Genomic DNA, 17,690 nt, shown 5'->3' on the forward strand with positions numbered 1-17,690 from the left:
ATCGAATCTGAACACTGTTCAATACCCGTGGGAGTGGCATGTCCGAGCGCACCAGCAGCACCACCGATCTCGCCCTGGTGGCCGTCTTCGCGGCCCTGGTGTCGGTGCTCTCGCTGATCCCGGCGATCAATGTCGGCGTCGGCGTACCGATCACGCTGCAGACCCTCGGGGTGGCTCTTGCCGGGTTGGTGCTCGGTCCCTGGCGCGGGTTCACCGCGGTGCTGCTCTATCTGGTCATCGGCCTGATCGGGCTCCCGGTCTTCGCCGGCGGGGCCGCCGGTATCGGTTCGCTGGGCAAGCCGTCGGCGGGATATCTGCTGTCCTTCCCGATCGCCGCCCTGGTCGCCGGACTGCTCGCCCGCGCGCTGCTGCGGACCCGGTTGCCGATGCTGCTCGCCCTCTTCCTGGCCGGGTTCGGCGCCAGCATCCTGATCGTGCACCCGGCCGGAATCCTCGGCCTGATGGCGAATGCGGGCATGAGCCTGGACAAGGCGATCCTCACCGACCTCGTCTTCTGGCCCGGCGACATCGTCAAGAACGTGCTCGCCGCCGCCATCACCGCCACCGTCTTCCGAGCCTTCCCGGCGCTGCGCGTGGGGCGGCGGCGTACGCCCCGCGAGCAACCCGTCACGTGAGCCTGCTCCGGCTGACCGGGGCCGGGGTCCGGGTCGAGGGGGACAGCGGCCCGAAAATCCTGCTGCACCCCTGCGACCTCACCCTCACCGAGCAGCGGATCGCGGTCATCGGTGCCAACGGATCCGGAAAGTCCACCCTGTTGCGGCTCTTCAACGGCCTGATCGCACCGACCACCGGCACGGTCACCGTCGACGGGTTGGACACCGTCAGACAGGGCCGGGCTGTACGCCGGCGAGTGGGCTTCGTGTTCACCGATCCGCTGGCCCAGCTGGTGATGTCCACCCCGATCGAGGACATCGAACTCAGCCTGCGCCGCACCCACCGTCGCCGCGCCGACCGGGAGCAGGCGGCCCTGCAGCGACTCCGCGACCGTGGCCTGGAATCCCTTGCCAGACAGTCGATCTACGACCTGTCCGGGGGAGAGCGGAAACTGGTCGCCCTGACCTCGGTGCTCGCCACCGAACCGGAGATCATCGTCGCCGACGAACCGACCACGCTGCTCGACCTGCGGCACCGGCGCCTGCTCGCCGAGGCCTTCGCCGCACTCGACCAGCAGCTGGTGCTCGCCACCCACGACCTCGACCTGGCCGCCGAGATGGAGCGGGTGCTGGTGGTGGATCGGGCCCGGATCTGCTTCGACGGGGTGCCCGCGGAGGCCATCGCCCACTACCGGGAGCTGATGGCATGAGCCGCGTCGAACTGTTCGGGCTCTACCGCCCCGGCGACTCCTGGGTGCACCGGATGCCGGTGGCGGCCAAGTTCGCGATCATGTTCGCACTCTCATTGAGCGGTCTGATCCTGCGGCAGTGGCCGGTTTCGCTTGCCGCACTGGCATTCTCGGTGGTCCTGCTGCTCAGCAGCCGGCTCGGGGTGCGTCGCTGCCTGGTGCTGCCGCCGGTCTTCTGGGTGATGATCGCGCTGCTGGTCGGCTACCAGGTCATCTGGGGCAGCGTGGCCACCGCGATCGTCGTGGTCGCCAATCTGCTGCTCTGTGTGTACGCCGCCCGAATGCTGGTGCTGACCACCCCGGCGCCGGTGCTGCTCGATGCCCTGGTCGCAGCCGCCCGGCCCCTGCGGGTGGTCGGCGTCGACCCCGAACGGGTCGGCCTGGCCGCCGGGATCATGCTGCGCAGCATCCCGCACCTGCTCGCGTCCTTCGACGAGGTGCGCGATGCCGCGCGGGCCCGCGGTCTGGACCGCAACCTGTTGGCCCGGGTCTCCCCGGTCGTCGTCCAGGCGGTGGCGTACGCCCACGCCACCGGTGAGGCGCTGGCGGCCCGCGGCCTCGGCGAGACCGAGCCCGTGGGCCCCGATGACCTCAACGACCGGCGTCGGGCAGCTCCGCCCCGGTGATCTCGCGCCACAACCGGCGTACCTCCTCCGCCCGCTCCGGCAACCCGGCCACCGCCTGCACCAGTTCCGCCGGCGCCCCGACCGACTCCAGGTCCGAGACCAGCTCGGCCTGTGCCCGCCGGCGTACCCACACCGACAACTCGTGCCAGTGCTGCACCAACTCGGCCAACCGGGCGCCGAAAGGCGTCAGATCCAGCGCGGGCATCCCCTGACCGGACTGACCGGCCGCCATCGGGGCGGCCGCCGGCGGTGCGGCGGCCGGGGCGGCCCTGTCCGCGAACAGGGCGCCGGTCCGGCGGGTCCCCGTGACCCGCGGTTCGCAGGCCCGGCTGAACATCACCGGTGCCTGATCCGGTCCGGCGAGCATCGGCGCCGCCGCCCAACCCGCCGGCTGGGCGACCGGCTGCACCACCTGCTGTGCGGCCTCGGTCACCCCACCCGGCCCCACGGCCAACCAGGCGGTGAACGGCGAGAGAATCCCATGGGCCAAGGAGAACTCGGTGATCTCATCGGCACCGATCGACCCCGGATCGGCATCCCGGCGGTCCTGCAGCTCCTGCATCCGCGCCCGCGCCCAACTGTTCCGCAGCACATCGGTCGACTCCGCGATCGGCTGACCGACCTCGGCCGGCCACTCCGCGATCCCCTCGTCGGTCTCGGCCAGCACGGTCACCGACACCGCGCCCAGTTCCGGTTCCCCGGACGCGTGCCACCGCCCGGACAGCACCGCCGGGCCGGCCGGGAACAGGTCGGCCAACCGCGGTACGGTCGCGTCCCGTTTCAGGGTGACCCCCTCGATGGCGACGGTGAGCCCGCGGGCCAGCGGCGCCGCGATCCGACGATGCAACCGGGTGAGCACCTCGTCCAGCTCCGCCTCGGACTCCACCAGGTCGCAGCGCCCACCACCGACGGCCGCCAGTCGGCGGAGGAAGGCGGCGTTGACCGCCTGATCGATGCCCAGGCAGTAGATCCGCACCCCCGTCAATCGCTGGGCGATCACCGACAACAGCTCGGCCTCATTGCCGACCTGGCCGTCGGTGACCAGCACCAGCACGCGTTCGCCGTCGGTGCCCGCCAACAGATCCGCGGCCTGCAGCAGCGGCTCCCGCAGTTCGGTGCCACCGCGCGCCTCGAGTGCCGACAGCCACCGCACCGCCGCGAACCGTTCGTGATCGGTCGCGGCCGTCAGGCCCTCGCCCGGGCGCTCCACGGTGTGGTCGAATCCCAACACGGCAAAGGAATCCGCGCCGCCCAGCGAGTCGATGATCCGGGCCGCGGCACGACGGGCGGCGACCATCTTCCAACCGCTCATGCTGCCCGAGCGATCCAGTGCCAGCACCAACCGTCGCGGGCCGGTCTCGTCCCGAGCACCCTCGGGTGGGGTCACCACCGCCTGCCAGGTGCCCTGGTCGGGATCGTCATGGTCGGCGGTGAGCAGCGCGCGGACCCGCTGCGGGCGGACGCCGAACCGGGCCACCAGATCGGCGTTCAGGTCGATCCCGGGGGCGTTGCGCAGCTCCCACCCCTGATCGGTGTCGAGCACCTCGATGCCCGGCCCGGTCCGGGGCGGCCCGTCGAGCAATCCGACGGCGTTGATCCGCACCGACACCGCCAGGTCGACACCGGTGCGGCCGGCGATCCGCGGCGGAGTGATCCGGGATCCGTCGGGGACCCGATCGGTGTCGGGGCCGACACCGGTGCCGTGCCGGGTCCCGGCATCGGTACCCGGCAGATAGCGTTCGGCGACCACCAGCGGGATCCGCAGGGCCGCCTCCGCCGCCTCCATGGCGAGTCGGCCGGCCAGTTCGAGGGTGATCGTCGCCTCCTCGCCAGCGGCGAGATTTCCCAGCTGGGCAGTGAAAACGTCACCGCGTTCCTGCTCGACCAGGGCGGCGCGCTGGCCCTCGGCGAGTGCGGCGGCGTAATCGGCGCGAGCCTGGCCGCGCTCGGCGAGCCGCGCGTCGACGTCCCGATCGCCGAGCCGGGCGGTCATCGCGGTGACCGCGACGTGATCGGGCAGCGGGAAGGTGTAGACGGCCTCGATCGGGTGGTCACGATCGTTGCGGAAGGTCTGGGTGATCCGCCAGCTGCCCAGGATCCCGTCCACGGTCCCGGTCAGGCGTACCGACTGCAGCGGCAGCGGACCACCCTCGGGCGCCCACAGCCCGCCGGGCGGCAGGGGTGGGGTGCTGGCCGCCAGCTCGGCCGGAGTCAACTGGGATGGAGTCGCACTGTGCATGACGTCATTCCTTCGTGGTGTCGGCGGCCACGCCGGGGGCCTTCGTTGTGTCGGCGCCCAGACCGAGGGCGGCGATGCGGGTCAGCAACGGGGCCGCGGCCCGGGTCAGGGCGGCGGCTTCGGTCGGGGACAGGTCGGCGTCCAGCACCAGGCGTACGCCGGGGGCGAGCGTGAGCACCGACGGGCGCTGCACCGACCCGGGTGCCACCGGTGGGGGTGCCGCGGGGGCGGCCGGCGGAGCCGCGTCGGCCGGATGCTGGCGCCAGAACTCGGCCGGACCGGTCTCGAGGGACTGTGGGGTGTGCGCGAGCCGGGCCAGCTGGTCGGTGCTCACCCCGCCGATCCGCTCGGCGATCGCGGCCAGGCGTACCCCCGCGGCCTGTAGTCGCTTCACCGCGAGCAGCTGCGCCAGCTGACGCTGCCGGTAGCGGACCTCCCGGCCATGGCTCTCCGGGCGGTCCAGCAACCCGGCCGTGGCGTAGTAGCGCACCGTCCGGCGATCCGGTGCCGCGCCGGTCAGGCCCAACTCGCTGAGCTGGGCGGCCGCCACCTCGAGGAACGGGTCCAGGCCCCACCCCTCGGGGGGCGGCTCGGGAAGCAGCGTGGCGTCATCCATGACACTAACAGTAACACTGTCAGTGTCATGGTGGTAGGGGGAAGTTGCGCTTCCCGCTCAGCGGTGCCGGCGCAGCCGCGGCCGGACCGGCGGAATGTCGGCCGCCGCGTCGACGGTGGGGGAGTTCAGGCCACCGACCGGGTCGACATCGCGATCCGCCGCGGCCGGCCGGGTCTCGGTGAGGCCGGCGGTGTTGTTGAACTCGGCACCGTAGGTGTTCTGCTCGGCCGCCGGGGTGACCTCGTTCTGCGGATCCGAGGCGTCCCGGGTGCTGGCGCTGTCGAGCCCGTAGTAGTCGTAGAGCGCGTCCTCATCGGCCGGATCCAGGTGGCCCTCGGGGTCGATCCGCGGGGCGTCGGAGACGACGTCCTTGGTGCGATCGACGGTGAGCTCGTCGTTGTCGAAGCTCGATCCCTGCAGCGGCACGAAGGTCTCCGAGGTGCCGAAGAGCCCGGTCTTCACCGTGACCCAGCTCGGCCGACCGCTGCGATCGTCGAGGAAGAGCTGGCCCACCTTGCCGAGCTTGTTGCCGTCGCGATCCCGGACGGTGGCCCGGGAGATCGCCTCGAACAGGGTGTCGTCGTCGGCGGTCCGGCCGGAGACCGGCTGATCGGGTACCGGCTGGGGCTGGTCCTGAGTCCGGTTCGGCTGATCGGTCACTGCATCCTCCCGTTCCAGACGCACCCGGACGGTGCGTGTCATCCCAGCATGGCAGCCGTGGTCAGATGGTTGCCTTCAGGGTGTCGGTCGCCTGGGCTGCGGTGTCGGTGAGCAGCTTCTCGTCGACCTTCTCGCCGTCGATGTGCATCGTCATCACGGTGTCCTTGTAGGCCACCCAGACATAGAGCAGTTCGGCCTTGTCGGCGCCGTCGACGCCGAGTCGCAACCCGTACGCCTTGTCACCCAGCGCGGGGACCGCCATCGGGGTGGCGGTGAACTTCGTCATCTCGCCCCCCTCGTCGACGCTGAAGCTCTGGCACTGGCCGACGGTCTTCTCGATGTCGGAGATCGACTGGCTGCCGTTGTCCACCAGGTCGATGAATTCCTGCAGGAACAGCGAATCCTTGGTGTACGCCGCAGTCGCCCCGAAGTCGCTGGCGACCTTGCCCACGGTCTGCTGGTAGATGGCCGCACACGGTTCGGGATCGGCCGTGGCCGGTACCGGTTCGTTGGCGTCGTCGGCCCGCTCCCAACCGGGCAGCTGTTCGGGCTTGAGCAGCGCGCCGTCCAGCTTGGCCGGATCGGTCGTCCCGGCCGCCACGGATTCGCTCGCCGCCGGGGTCGGCTCCACCGGTGTGGCGGCGGACTCGGTCGGCGTCGGGGAGGCCTCGGGGGTCGCGGTGACCGCCGGAGGGTTCGGGGCCTCGGCCGGCGGGGCGGTCTCGCTCTCCCCGCCGGTGCAGGCGGTCAGCAGCACCGCCGCCGTCAGGGCGCAGCTCGCTGCCAGGTGTCGCCGCATGCCGGAACCTCCCGAGTGTCGAAAACGCCGCCCACCCTAGCCGGGTGCGGCAAGGCGGCCAAGGTGACGACGGGCTCCCGGTTGACCCCACCGGGCCCTAGGATTCGCCTCAGGTGGAGGACGGGATGGGTTCGAATGATCGTGCTGCTGGCCCTCGGTGGGCTGGGCGTGGTGCTGCTCCTGGTGGCCATGCTGCTGGGCGACCTGTTCGACGGACTCCTCGGATTCGACACCATCGGCGGTGACTTCTTCTCGGTCGCCGGGCTGGCCGGTTTCATCGGTGCCTTCGGCTTCGGCGGCGCGATCGCGCTCGAGCTGAGTGGCAGTCTGACCATCGCCATCGTGGCCGGGGTGCTCGTCGGCGTCCTCGTCGGGGTCGGCGCCAGCGTGCTGACCAGCCGGTTGCGCGACGAGCGGAACACCGGCGATGTGACGGTGCGCCAGGAGCACCTCACCGGATCCCGTGGCCGGGTGATCAATGACATCCCCACCGACGGTTACGGCGAGGTACGCGTGGTGCTGCGCGGCCACCCGACCAAACTCAATGCCCGCGCCCACGAACCGCTGACCGCCGGAACCCCGATCGAGGTGGTCGGCGTCCTCTCCCCGACCTCGGTGGTGGTCCGTGCGGACGTGAACGACCCACCCGCGACCAGCTGAACCCCTCCACACAAGAAATGAAAGAAGGAACTCGATGACAGGTCTCTTGTCACCGATCGTGATCGCCGTGATCGGCATCGTCGCAATCGTCCTGCTGGTTGGCTTTCTGATCGCCAGCCGCTACAAGGTCGCCGGGCCCGATGAGGCGTACATCGTCACCGGCCGCAAGGGCAAGGAAGTCAAGAACCCCGAAACCGGGCAGATCTCCAGCGACCTGTCCGGCCAGAAGGTCGTGATGGGCAGCGGTGTCTTCGTGATGCCGTTCGTGCAGCGCCTGCACGTGCTCGATCTCTCCTCCCGCCGGATCATGGTGCAGATCCGCGGAGCCGTGTCCCAGCAGGGAATCCGGCTGAATCTCGATGGCGTCGCGATCGTCAAGGTCGGCGGCAACGAGGACTCGATCCGCGCCGCCGCCCAGCGATTCCTGTCCCAGCAGGACGAGGTGGAGACCTTCACTCAGGAGACCCTGGCCGGTTCGCTGCGCTCCATCGTCGGCGGCCTGACCGTCGAGCAGATCATCCGTGACCGGGCCGCGTTCGCGCAGCGGGTCGCCGATGAGTCGGAGTCCTCGCTCACCGGGCAGGGGCTGGTGCTGGACACCTTCCAGATCCAGGACATCACCGATGACGGTTCCTACCTCTCCGACCTCGGTCGCCCGGAGGCGGCGCGCGTCGGTCAGCTGGCGGCGGTGGCCGAGGCTGCGGCGCGCCAGGAGGCCGAGCAGGCCCGGATCTCGGCGGAGACCCAGGTCGCGGTCGCGGATCGGTCGCTGTCGCTGAAGAATGCCGAGATCAAGGCGGAGACCGATGCCGCCCAGGCGCAGGCATCCGCTGCCGGTCCGCTGGCGCAGGCCGACCGGGACCAGGCGATCCTGGCCGAACAGGAGAAGGTGGCGGTCCGCCAGGCGGCGCTGAAGGAGCGCCAGCTGGACACCGAGGTGCGCAAGCCCGCCGACGCCGAGCGGTACCGGGTGGAGACCGAGGCCGAGGCCCGGCGTACCGCCGCGATCCGGCAGGCGGACGCCAACAAGGCCGCCTCGATCGCGGCCGCCGAGGCGGATGCCGAGAAGTCCCGGCTCACCGGTGAGGGCGACAAGTCCCGCCGCGCCGCGCTCGCCGAGGCGGAGGCCATCGAGGGTGCCCGCCGCGGTGAGGCGGAGAAGGCCCGTCGTGTCGCCGAGGCCGACGCGGTCCGCGCCGAGGGTGACGCGCAGGCGGCGGCGATCCTGGCCAAGGGCCAGGCGGAGGCCGAGGCGATGAACAAGCGCGCCGAGGCGTTCGCGCGGTACAACGAGGCCGCGGTGCTGCAGATGCTGGTCGAGGTGCTGCCGCAGGTGGCCGAGAAGGTCGCCGCCCCGATGGCGGGCATCGACAAGCTGACCGTGGTCTCCACCGACGGCGCCGGTGCGGTGCCGAAGCAGGTCACCAACAACGTCGTGCAGACGATGGAGCTGATCAAGAACACCACCGGTGTCGACCTGTCGAAGCTGTTGGAGAAGTACACCGACGAGGCCCGGGAGAAGGCGCCCGCGCGGGTGCCGGCCTCGGTGACCGCCGACGGTTCGGCCCACGATGGGGTGGACGGCGCCGAGATCCGCTGACTCGCCTGCACTCACACCACACACCACGAAACCCCTGCTGCGGCAGGGGTTTCGTGCGTCCGGTGACCCGTTCCCTGAACGAGGAGCGCAGCGACGGGTCAAAGGGTCAGCGCCGGACCTGCCGGCGCATCTCCCGCTCCCACTCCTCGAGGCGGGACATCCGGGGCCAGGCCACGGCCAGCACGAGTACGCCGGCCAGCACCAGTGCGATCGTCACCGCCAGGGGCGGGAACTCGAAGACGAAGCCGAACGCGAAGGCGAGGAACCCGCCGGCCTCGGTGATGGCCGCGGCGAGCATGGTCCGCGACCGGAGTGCGGCCATGGCCTGCGGGCCGGCGGCCTGGTCACCGGTCGGGGCGGGCGGACGGCGCAGCAGGGTCCAGCCGACGGCGGCGGTGATCAGTGGCAGCAGGATCGGCACCACCTGTTGGCCCAGCGATGCCGGTTCCTCCGGTGGCGTCATGATCATGCCGGCGACGACGACGCCGATGATCACGCAGCCGGTGGCCAGTGTGCCGACGGTCATCTTGAGCGGCTGGAGCGGGTCGGATTGCATGGCCCTGTTCCTAGCAGGTCCCGGGTGCAGGGGCGAGTTCCGGGCCGTGGTCAGCGCAATCGGCGCAGGAAATCCGGGTCGTCGTCAGGGGCGGCGGGATGCCGGTCGGCTTCGGCCTCGGCGATGGAGGCGGCGTTCGGGCGGCCCCAGAACAGCCAGGTCACCGCGCCGAACAGCGGCAACAGGATCACCGCGGCGGCCCAGAGCCAGCGCGGAGCGATCCGCACCTCGTCGCTGCGGGACTGAGCCACATCGACGACGCAGTAGATCATCAGCATCACGATGATGATCAACGGCAGGAACCTGAGCATGACCTCATTCTAGTTCGCTGCGCAACCGGCTACCCGCGTACCGCCTGGACCAGCGGATCGGCCGGTCCGGGCAACACCTCCCGCAGCAGATCGTCCAGCGACACGACCCCGACCAGCTCGTCACCGTCGACCACGATGCCGAGCTGTTCGTGCTCGCGGCGCATCGTGGTGAGGGTGTCCAACACCGTCGCCTCGGGGGAGAGCACGAAGGCCGCCCGGGCGATCTCCGAGACCGGAGTGGCCTCCGGGATGTCGAGGGTGTCGCGGACGTGCACGATCTTCGACCCGGGTCCGGTACCGACCAGCACCCGCAGGTGCCCGCTCCGCGCGGACGCCTCCTGCACGTCCAGTGCGGTGGCGTCCACCGGGACCGCGGTCGGGGTCCGATCGGTGCGGACGATGTCGCGCACCGTCAGCGATCCCAGCCCGATCGCGTTCTCGATCGGCGCGGAGTACTGCGTCTCGAGCACCCCGGCCTCCCGGGAATGCGACACCAGTTCGCGGATCGTGTCCGCGTCCTGCCCGCCGACGGCCGCCTTCTCCACCGGCTCGACCCCGGAGGCCGCGACGAGCCGGTTGGCGACGTGGTTGATCCACAGCAGGAACGGGCGCAGCGGCCAGGCGAAACCGCGTGAGGCGAGGCCGACCGACTTCGCGGCGGTTTCGGGGTGGGCGATCGCCCACGACTTCGGCGCCATCTCGCCGACGACCAGGTGCAGGAAGGTGACGACGATCAGCGCGAACCCGAAGGCGGCCGCGTCGGCCAGCCAGAGCGGCAGCCCCCAGTCGCGCAGCACCGGCGCCAACGGTTTGTAGATCGCCGGCTTGGTGATGGCGCCGAGCAGGAAGGTGCACACCGTGATGCCCAGCTGGGCCGCGGCGAGCATCAGGGTCAGCTCGTTCATGCCGCGCAGGGCGGCGCGGGCCGCGGCGGAGCGCGGGGCGTCCTCCTCGAGCCGGTGCCGTCGCGCCGCCAGCAGGGCGAACTCGATGATGACGAAGAACGCGCTGGCGATGATCAGTGCGATCGTGATCAGGGTGACTGCCCACCAGGCCATCAGCGCACCTTCCCTTCGCTCACGTCGTCACCCTCGCGTACGCCGTCGTGGTCGACCTCGTTGAAACTCACCAACACCTGGGAGGGGACGTGCCGCTCGACCTCGGTGACCTGGACCTCGAGCCAGCGGTCGATGTGCATGCCCTGGACCGACTCGGAGGCCTTCTCCGGCAGGTCGATCCGCACCGTGCCGCCCTCGGGCAGCAGGTCGCCGTGCACGCTCACCACCAGCCCGGCGATGGTCTCGGTGTCGACCTCCGGCAGATCGTGCCCGATCAGCCGCTCGACCTCATCGAGATGCATGTCACCGGGCAGGCTCCAGTGGTCGTCGTCGACGGCCACCACTTCATCCACTTCGACATCGTGCTCGTCGGACAGTTCGCCGACGACCTCCTCGGTGAGGTCCTCGATCGTGAGGATCCCGTCGAAGTTGCCGTATTCGTCGACGACGCAGGCCAGCTCGTTGCGGGTCTGCTGCATCCGCTCGAGAGCATCCGGCAGCGGCATCGAGGTCGGGATCACCACCGTCTCCCGCATCACGCTCGACACCGGTGCGGTGTCGTCGTGGGCGCGGCGCAGCAGGTCGATCAGCTCGACGATGCCGATCGGGGAGTCCTCGTGGCCGATCACCGGATAGCGGGTGTGGCCGGTCGCCATCAGGGAGCGCACCTCGCCGATGGTGGCGTCGGGGGAGATCGAGTCGACCCGGGTGCGCGGCACCATCGCGTGCTCGACATCGCGGCGCGGGAAGTCGATGATCCGGTCGATCATGATCGACAGGTCATCGGGCAGATCGCCGCTGGCCCGGGACTCCTCGATGATCGCCTCGAGGTCGCGGGCGTTGGCGCTGGCGTCGACATCCTCGAGCGGCTCGATCCGCAGCAGCCGCAGCAGACCGTTGGCCGCCTTGTCGAACACGGTGATCAGCCAGCCGAAGGCGACCAGATAGATCCGGGTCGGCAGGGCGAGCGCCCGGGCCAGCGGTTCCGGGCTCGCGATCGCGAGGTTCTTCGGATAGAGCTCGCCGAAGATCATCGTCACGATGGTCGCCAGGATCAGTACGCCGGTGGTGCCCAGGAGCACCGCGACACCGCGGCTGAGGCCGGTGTCGGAGAGCAGCTCGGCGAGCGGATCGCCGATCATCGGCTCGGCGACGTAACCGATCAGCAGGCCGGTGACGGTGATGCCGAGCTGGGCACCCGACAACATGAAGGAGGTGCGCTGGGTGATGGCCTGGACCCGCTTGGCCTTGGGGTCACCGCGTTCGGCCTGGGCCGCGATCCGCGACCGGTCGACCGACATGTAGGCGAACTCCTGGGCGACGAAGAACCCACATGCGGCGATGATCACCAGCGTGATGAGGATGCCCAGTGCGATGCTCAACAACTCGGGCACGAGACGTCACCCCCTGAGGGGCTCAGCGCGATACTGGGAGGCTCCGATGTGGAGCTGGACGATCGACCCTCCGAGTCGGAGGTGGTGCGATGGCTCACGGCTTCTTTCCGTCGTGTGTCAGGGCTTTCGCAGAGTGTAGGACATGCCCGGAACCGGGCCAACACTCAGCCGAGCAGGAAGCCGACGAACAGGCCGGCGGCGCAGGCCAGTTCGGCCATCCCGGTGGCCTTCAGCACCGTGATCAGCTCGGGGCCGACTCCACCACCCAGCACGATCCGGGTCGAGGGCACCAGCAGCGGAACGAACACCAGCCCGAGCAGCGCCCACGGCGTACTCAGCCAGGCGGCCGCAGCCACGGCGATCGCGGTCGCGACCAGCAACCCGAGATAGAACCAGCGCGTACCGCGGTCACCGAAGCGGGTCGCCAGCGTGCGCTTGCCGGATTCCAGATCACCGTGGATGTCGCGCAGGTTGTTGGCGACCAGGATGGCGCAGGCCAGGAAGCCGATCGCGCAGGCCACCGCCAACGCCAGCAGCGAGAACCGGCCCTGCATCACCAGCGCGGTGCCGCAGACCGCCACCAGGCCGAAGAAGATGAAGACGAAGACCTCGCCGAGACCGCGGTAGCCGTAGGGATTGCGGCCACCGGTGTAGTACCAGGCGGCGAGCACCGAGGCGGCACCGACGAGCACCAACCAGTACTGCCCGCTCCACAGGCAGAGCGCCAGCCCGGCCACCGCCGCGACCGCGAAACAGCCGAAGGCGGCCCGCTTCACCGCGGCCGGGGAGGCGGTGCCGGAGCCGACCAGCCGCATCGGCCCGACCCGGTCGGCGTCGGTGCCGCGGATGCCGTCGGAGTAGTCGTTGGCGTAGTTGACGCCGATCTGCAGGGCGATCGCGACCAGCAGCGCGAGCAGAGCCATCCCGAGGTCGAAGGCCCCGGCGAACCGGGCGACCCCGGAGCCGGCGAGCACGGGGGAGAGCGCCGCCGGCAGGGTCCGCGGTCGCGCCCCGGCCACCCAGTCGGCGAACCTGGGGTGGCGGGTGGCTTCCGGCTGGCCGGTCACAGCAGCTCCTTGTCGTGGTGGTCGGGCCAGCAGGCGATCAGACGCTGGCGATCCACCTTCCCACTGCTGGTCCTCGGAAGCACATCGAGCCGCAGCAGGCCCCGCGGCCGGGCCTCGGGGGCCAGGCTGTCGAGGGTCTCGCGCAGGGTCTGCAGGTCGGGCAGGTCGGTGCCCGCGGCGACCACGAGCTGCCCCCAGGTCTCATCGGGTACGCCGATCGCGGCGGCCTGCGGCCAGTGCCGGTGCAGTTCCCGTTCCACCGCCGCCAGATCGACGTTGACGCCGCCGGAGATCACCACGTCGTCGAGCCGGCCGAGGACCCGGAGCAGCGGCTTCGACTCACCGACGCTCATCGAGTAGCTCGCGCAGCGAGCGTGTCGCGATGAGTTGCCTCCCTCGCTCGGCCGACGTGGCACCCACTCCCCGCGGTCATTGGTCAGCAGCCGGCCGTCCTGCAGGGTCTCGGCGGTGAGTTCGGGGCGCAGCCGGTAACCGGAGAACAGCATCGGTCCGGACAGCGCGATCCGGTGCCGCTCGCCGAGCAGGTCGACCCGGAGTCCGGGCAGCGGTACGCCGTCGTAGACGCAGCCGCCGCAGGTCTCGCTCATCCCGTAGCTGGTCACCACCCGCACCCCGGCCGCGGCGGCGCGGTCCAGCAGCGGCTGCGGGGCGGCGGCGCCGCCGAGCAGGATCGCGGCGTACGCCCGCAGTGTCTCGGTGAGTTCGGCGGAGTCGAGGGCACGGTGCAGCTGGGTCGGCACCAGCGAGAGATAGGTCGGGCGGGTCGGGGTGGGCAGGTCGCCCAGCCGCGGGTCGGCGTACGCCAGCTCGGTGCCGGCGACCAGGGTCCGGGCGATCACCATGATCCCGGCGACGTAGTGGGCGGGCAGGGCGAGCACCCAGTCGCCGGGGCCGCCGAGGGCCTGGTGGGTGGCGATGACCCCGGCCCGGATCGCATCGGCGGAGAGCAGCACGCCCTTCGGCGTGCCGGTGGAGCCGGAGGTGGCGACGATCAGCGCGGTGTCGGTGTGCTCCAGCGGCTGGTCGGGGCGGAGCATCGCGAGCGCGGCCTCCGCCGCCTGCGGGTCGGCCGGCAGCGGGGCCAGCGCCGGTCCGCCGTCGAGTGCCTGTCGCAGCGCCGCCACGAGCGCGGGGTCGCCGGCGGGCAGGGGTCGGAGCAGCACCTGCTCACTGTAGTCCGACCCCTTAGACTGCGCGGGTGCCCGAGCTCCACGTCTATGACATCGCCATGCGGACCCGGTTCCGCGGCATCACCCGACGGCAGGGGATGGTCTGGCGTGGTGCCGGCGGCTGGGCGGAGTGGAGTCCGTTCCTCGACTATCACGGTGATGAGCTGAAGCCGTGGCTGGCGGCCGCACGGGAGGCGGCCGACGACGGCTATCCGGAGCCGGTGCGGGAGTCGGTGCCGGTGAACGCGACGGTTCCCGCGGTGGGCCCGGAACAGGCGTACGCCGTGGCGCGTGACTCCGGTTGCCGGACCGCCAAGGTCAAGGTCGCCGAGCCCGGGCAGACGCTGGCCGACGACCTGGCGCGGGTGGAAGCGGTCCGCGATGCGCTCGGCGCCGACGGCCGGGTCCGCGTGGATGCCAACGGTGGTTGGGATCTCGACCAGGCGGTCGCCGCGCTGCGGGAGCTGGGACGGTTCGGGCTGGAGTACGCCGAGCAACCGGTCGCCTCGGTGGAGGACCTGGCCCGATTGCGGCGAACCCTGCTGCAGAAGGGGATCTCGGTGCCGATCGCGGCCGATGAGTCGATCCGGCGCAGCGGTGACCCGGAGCGGGTCGCGGAGCTGGCGGCCGCCGATGTGGCGGTGTTGAAGGTGCAGCCGCTGGGCGGGGTGCGCCGCTGCCTGGAGCTGGCCGAGTTGCTGGGGCTGCCGGTGGTGGTCTCCTCGGCGCTGGAGACCTCGATCGGGCTGGCCGCCGGGGTCGCGCTGGCCGCTGCCCTGCCGGAGCTGCCCCACGCCTGCGGGCTGAACACCCGCTCCCTGCTCACCGACGACCTGGTCGCCGACTCGCTGACCGCGGTCGACGGGGCCATCTCGGTGCGGGCCGTCGAGGCCGATCCCGATGCGTTGCGGCGCTGCGCCGCCGACGAGGAAACCGTTGCCCGGTGGGAAACCCGGCTCGCGGGGGTACCGCTGTGAACGCCGCCATGCGGCTGGCCGAGACGCTGGTGCGCGGTCTCGAGACCGCGGGCTCGCCGGTGGTGCTCAGCCCCGGAAGTCGCTCCGCGCCGCTGGCGCTGGCACTGGAACGGGCGGCCCGCGAGCGCGGCCTGGAGCTGCACGTGCGGATCGATGAGCGGGATGCCGGGTTCCTGGCGCTCGGCCTGGCCAAGGCGTCCGGGCGGATGGCGGCGGTGGTCACCACCTCCGGCACTGCGGTCGGCAATCTGCTGCCGGCGGTGATGGAGGCCGCCCACTCCGGGGTTCCGCTGCTGGTGATCAGCGCCGACCGGCCGTCCTGGATGGCGCACACCGGCGCCAACCAGACCACCGATCAGGCAGGGATCTTCGGCCACTTCGTCCGTGCCAGCGCCCGGATCTCCAACCAGGAAGGCGATTCCGACGCCTGGGCTTTCCAGTTCGAGCGGCTGCTGCGCTCGTCGTCCGGGGTGTTCACCCGGGACCCCGGGCCGGTGCACCTCAACGTCGCACTGAGCGAGCCGCTGATCTCCGACGAGGACGGCGAGGCTCCGCGCGAGGGGGCGACGGGAGATCCGGTCGAATCGGCACCCGGGGTGGTCGAGACCGTGCCGTATCGGCTGTCCGGGGACCGTCGCACGGTGGTGCTGGCCGGTGATGCGACACCCACCATGGGGCAGCGGGCCCGCCGGCTCGCCGAACAGGGCCGGTTGCCACTGCTGGCCGAACCGACCTCCAACGCCCGGTCCGGTGCGGCGGTCCGCGGTTACCGGCTGTTGTTGGAGACCCCACTGGGCAAGGAGATCGAGCGGGTCATCGTGTTCGGGCACCCCACGCTGTCCCGGCCGGTGACGCGCCTGCTGCGGCGTACCGACGTGGAGACGGTGGTGGTCACCGAAACCAGCCGACTGCAGGTCGCCGCGCCGCGGATGCGGGTCGCGACCGAGGTGCACTGTGAGGAGCCGTCCCGGGACGACTGGCTCGAGCGCTGGACCGCGGCGGGGGAACGGGTCTCGGTCGGGATCGATGGACTCCTCGGTGACCGGTTGACCGGGCAGACGGCCGCGGCGGCGGTGGTCGCCTCCCTCGGCGCCGACGATGTGTTGGTGGCCGGATCGTCGAACCCGATCCGCGACCTCGATCTGGCGCCGGTGCCGAAGAATCCGTTCCTGGTCTATGCCAATCGCGGGCTGGCCGGGATCGACGGCACCGTGTCCACCGCGGCCGGGATCGGCCTGGCGACCGACGAGCCGGTGACCGCACTGCTCGGCGATCTGACCTTCCTGCACGATGTCGGCGGGTTGCTGATCGGGCCGCTGGAGCGGCGCCCGCGGCTGCGGCTGGTGGTGGTCAATGACGACGGTGGCTCGATCTTCCACAGTCTGGAACAGGGCGATGAGGCGTACGCCACAGGTTTCGAGCGGGTCTTCGGTACGCCGACCGGGGTGCGGCTGCAACCGGTCGTCGAGGGGTACGGCTGGCGGTATGACCGGGCGAAATCCCTTGTGGAGTTGAACAAATTGCTCGCCGAACCGGTTGTCGGACAAGAGGTGATCGAGGTGCCGGTGGGGCGCCAGGACCGCCGCGCGATGGATCAGCAACTGCGGAAACTGGGGTTGACGCCTAGTTAGGCAAGCCTTACCTTTTCTCGTGTGAGTCGCCCGTACAGCCAGTTCCGTGTCGTGCTCGAGCGTGCCACCGACCTGACCCCGCAACTGCGGCAGCTGACCTTCACCGGTCCCGAGCTGCAGCATTTCGGTGCCACCTGCCTGGACCAGCGGATCAAGCTGGTCCTGCCGCGGGGGAGGGGCGACGATCTGGCGGACTTCCCACCCGGGGACGACTGGTACGCCGCCTGGCGCGCCCTGCCGGAGATGGAGCGCCGCCCCGTGCGTACCTTCACCCCGGCCGCGGTGCGCCCCGAGGTCGGCGAGGTCGACGTCATCGTCGCCCGGCACGGTGACATCGGCCCCGCCACCCGCTGGGCCGGCGCGGCCGAACCCGGGGAGCAGGCGATCCTGGTCGGACCGGACTCCCGGCTGACCGGTCACGACCGGCTCGGCCTGGAGTGGCGGCCCGACGGCGCCGGCGAGGTGCTGGTCGTCGGCGACGAGACCGCGCTGCCGGCCATCCGCTCGATCGTGGCGGCACTGCCCGAGACGATCAGTGGCCGGGTGCTGCTGGAGGTTCCCACCGACGCCGACCGGATTGCGCTCCCGGCTCCGGCCGGTGTCGGTGTGGAAATCCTGCCCAGGAACGAGAAGCACGAGATCGGTGAGCTGCTGCTGGCCGCGGTGATCGGCGAACCCGCCGCGCGGGCCGAGCTGGGCGACGACGACGCGATCCTCTGGGACACCCCGACCACTGCGGAGGCGCCGGAGACCGGTGGCCGCCGATTCGCCTGGATCGCCGGTGAGGCCGGGGTGGTGACCACCATCCGCCGCCATCTGGTCAGCACCGGCTGGGACCGCAGCGAGGTGGCCTTCATGGGCTACTGGCGCCGCGGTCGGGCCGAATGCTGAACAGACCCTCTTTGAACTTGTCCACCCACCCCCACCTGCCCTGATTCCCCAC

General features: G+C 71.0%; 18 protein-coding genes. 8 read left to right on the top strand and 10 right to left on the bottom strand.

Annotation, left to right across the window (positions count from 1 at the left end; translation table 11 throughout):
• The first annotated feature begins 38 nt into the window (after positions 1-38).
• Genes C8D81_RS14160 through C8D81_RS14170 form a run of 3 tightly spaced genes read left to right on the top strand, consistent with a single transcriptional unit; the run spans position 39 to position 1,989 of the window.
• Entirely contained in the window at positions 39-635 is a 597-nt protein-coding gene (locus C8D81_RS14160) for a biotin transporter BioY (RefSeq protein ID WP_133626287.1), read from the top strand.
• On the top strand, positions 632-1,324 hold the full coding sequence (locus C8D81_RS14165) for an energy-coupling factor ABC transporter ATP-binding protein (RefSeq protein ID WP_229237965.1): 693 nt from the start codon (positions 632-634) through the stop codon (positions 1,322-1,324). Before C8D81_RS14160 ends, C8D81_RS14165 begins: the two co-directional genes overlap by 4 nt.
• Positions 1,321-1,989, top strand: a complete 669-nt coding sequence (locus C8D81_RS14170; RefSeq protein WP_094404680.1) for an energy-coupling factor transporter transmembrane component T family protein — start codon at positions 1,321-1,323, stop codon at positions 1,987-1,989. Before C8D81_RS14165 ends, C8D81_RS14170 begins: the two co-directional genes overlap by 4 nt.
• Here C8D81_RS14170 and C8D81_RS14175 read toward each other — a convergent pair.
• Genes C8D81_RS14175 through C8D81_RS14190 form a run of 4 tightly spaced genes read right to left on the bottom strand, consistent with a single transcriptional unit; the run spans position 1,955 to position 6,303 of the window.
• Positions 1,955-4,228, bottom strand: a complete 2,274-nt coding sequence (locus tag C8D81_RS14175) for a VIT and vWA domain-containing protein (RefSeq protein ID WP_133626288.1) — start codon at positions 4,226-4,228, stop codon at positions 1,955-1,957. The genes C8D81_RS14170 and C8D81_RS14175 overlap by 35 nt on opposite strands.
• A gap of 4 nt (positions 4,229-4,232) precedes the next feature.
• Positions 4,233-4,844, bottom strand: coding sequence for a MerR family transcriptional regulator (locus C8D81_RS14180; RefSeq protein WP_133626289.1), 612 nt, complete (start codon positions 4,842-4,844; stop codon positions 4,233-4,235).
• Positions 4,845-4,901: 57 nt separating this feature from the next.
• A complete protein-coding gene (locus tag C8D81_RS14185; protein ID WP_094404683.1) occupies positions 4,902-5,546 on the bottom strand; it encodes a PRC-barrel domain-containing protein in 645 nt (214 codons plus the stop codon).
• A 19-nt stretch (positions 5,547-5,565) separates the two neighbouring features.
• The gene (locus C8D81_RS14190; protein WP_094404684.1) at positions 5,566-6,303 is read right to left on the bottom strand and encodes a hypothetical protein; all 738 of its coding nucleotides are present in this window, start codon (positions 6,301-6,303) and stop codon (positions 5,566-5,568) included.
• Positions 6,304-6,438: 135 nt separating this feature from the next.
• On the opposite strand from C8D81_RS14190, the gene C8D81_RS14195 reads away from it, so the two are divergent.
• Complete coding sequence (locus tag C8D81_RS14195; protein WP_094432751.1) at positions 6,439-6,963, top strand: NfeD family protein; 525 nt, start codon at positions 6,439-6,441, stop codon at positions 6,961-6,963.
• 34 nt (positions 6,964-6,997) lie between these two features.
• Entirely contained in the window at positions 6,998-8,563 is a 1,566-nt protein-coding gene (locus tag C8D81_RS14200) for a flotillin family protein (protein ID WP_094405083.1), read from the top strand.
• A 106-nt stretch (positions 8,564-8,669) separates the two neighbouring features.
• Here the strand turns inward: C8D81_RS14200 and C8D81_RS14205 are convergent, their stop codons facing one another.
• The 6 genes from C8D81_RS14205 to C8D81_RS14230 form a co-directional block, all read right to left on the bottom strand.
• A complete protein-coding gene (locus C8D81_RS14205) occupies positions 8,670-9,119 on the bottom strand; it encodes a hypothetical protein (RefSeq protein WP_094432748.1) in 450 nt (149 codons plus the stop codon).
• Between the two features lie 50 nt (positions 9,120-9,169).
• Positions 9,170-9,430 (bottom strand): PLD nuclease N-terminal domain-containing protein, encoded by a 261-nt coding sequence (locus tag C8D81_RS14210; RefSeq protein WP_094359453.1) that lies wholly within the window; start codon positions 9,428-9,430, stop codon positions 9,170-9,172.
• A gap of 29 nt (positions 9,431-9,459) precedes the next feature.
• Complete coding sequence (locus C8D81_RS14215) at positions 9,460-10,488, bottom strand: CNNM domain-containing protein (protein WP_094432746.1); 1,029 nt, start codon at positions 10,486-10,488, stop codon at positions 9,460-9,462.
• Entirely contained in the window at positions 10,488-11,882 is a 1,395-nt protein-coding gene (locus C8D81_RS14220) for a hemolysin family protein (protein ID WP_133626290.1), read from the bottom strand. The genes C8D81_RS14215 and C8D81_RS14220 overlap by 1 nt, the downstream gene beginning before the upstream one ends.
• Positions 11,883-12,046: 164 nt before the next feature.
• Complete coding sequence (locus C8D81_RS14225; RefSeq protein WP_133626291.1) at positions 12,047-12,949, bottom strand: 1,4-dihydroxy-2-naphthoate polyprenyltransferase; 903 nt, start codon at positions 12,947-12,949, stop codon at positions 12,047-12,049.
• Positions 12,946-14,133 (bottom strand): AMP-binding protein, encoded by a 1,188-nt coding sequence (locus C8D81_RS14230; RefSeq protein WP_133626292.1) that lies wholly within the window; start codon positions 14,131-14,133, stop codon positions 12,946-12,948. The genes C8D81_RS14225 and C8D81_RS14230 overlap by 4 nt, the downstream gene beginning before the upstream one ends.
• 35 nt (positions 14,134-14,168) lie before the next feature.
• Between C8D81_RS14230 and C8D81_RS14235 the strand changes: the two genes are divergently transcribed.
• From C8D81_RS14235 to C8D81_RS14245, 3 genes are read left to right on the top strand one after another with little or no spacing between them, the layout of a single operon-like run.
• Positions 14,169-15,116 carry an o-succinylbenzoate synthase gene (locus C8D81_RS14235; RefSeq protein ID WP_094359462.1) on the top strand — a complete coding sequence of 316 codons (948 nt, stop codon included), beginning with the start codon at positions 14,169-14,171 and terminating at the stop codon, positions 15,114-15,116.
• Entirely contained in the window at positions 15,113-16,747 is a 1,635-nt protein-coding gene (gene menD, locus C8D81_RS14240; protein ID WP_208109292.1) for a 2-succinyl-5-enolpyruvyl-6-hydroxy-3-cyclohexene-1-carboxylic-acid synthase, read from the top strand. Before C8D81_RS14235 ends, menD begins: the two co-directional genes overlap by 4 nt.
• 21 nt (positions 16,748-16,768) lie before the next feature.
• Complete coding sequence (locus C8D81_RS14245; RefSeq protein ID WP_094404016.1) at positions 16,769-17,638, top strand: siderophore-interacting protein; 870 nt, start codon at positions 16,769-16,771, stop codon at positions 17,636-17,638.
• Positions 17,639-17,690: the final 52 nt, after the last annotated feature.

It is taken from the genome of Enemella evansiae (assembly GCF_004362375.1).
In the GTDB taxonomy this organism is placed as follows: Bacteria; Actinomycetota; Actinomycetes; order Propionibacteriales; family Propionibacteriaceae; genus Enemella; species Enemella evansiae.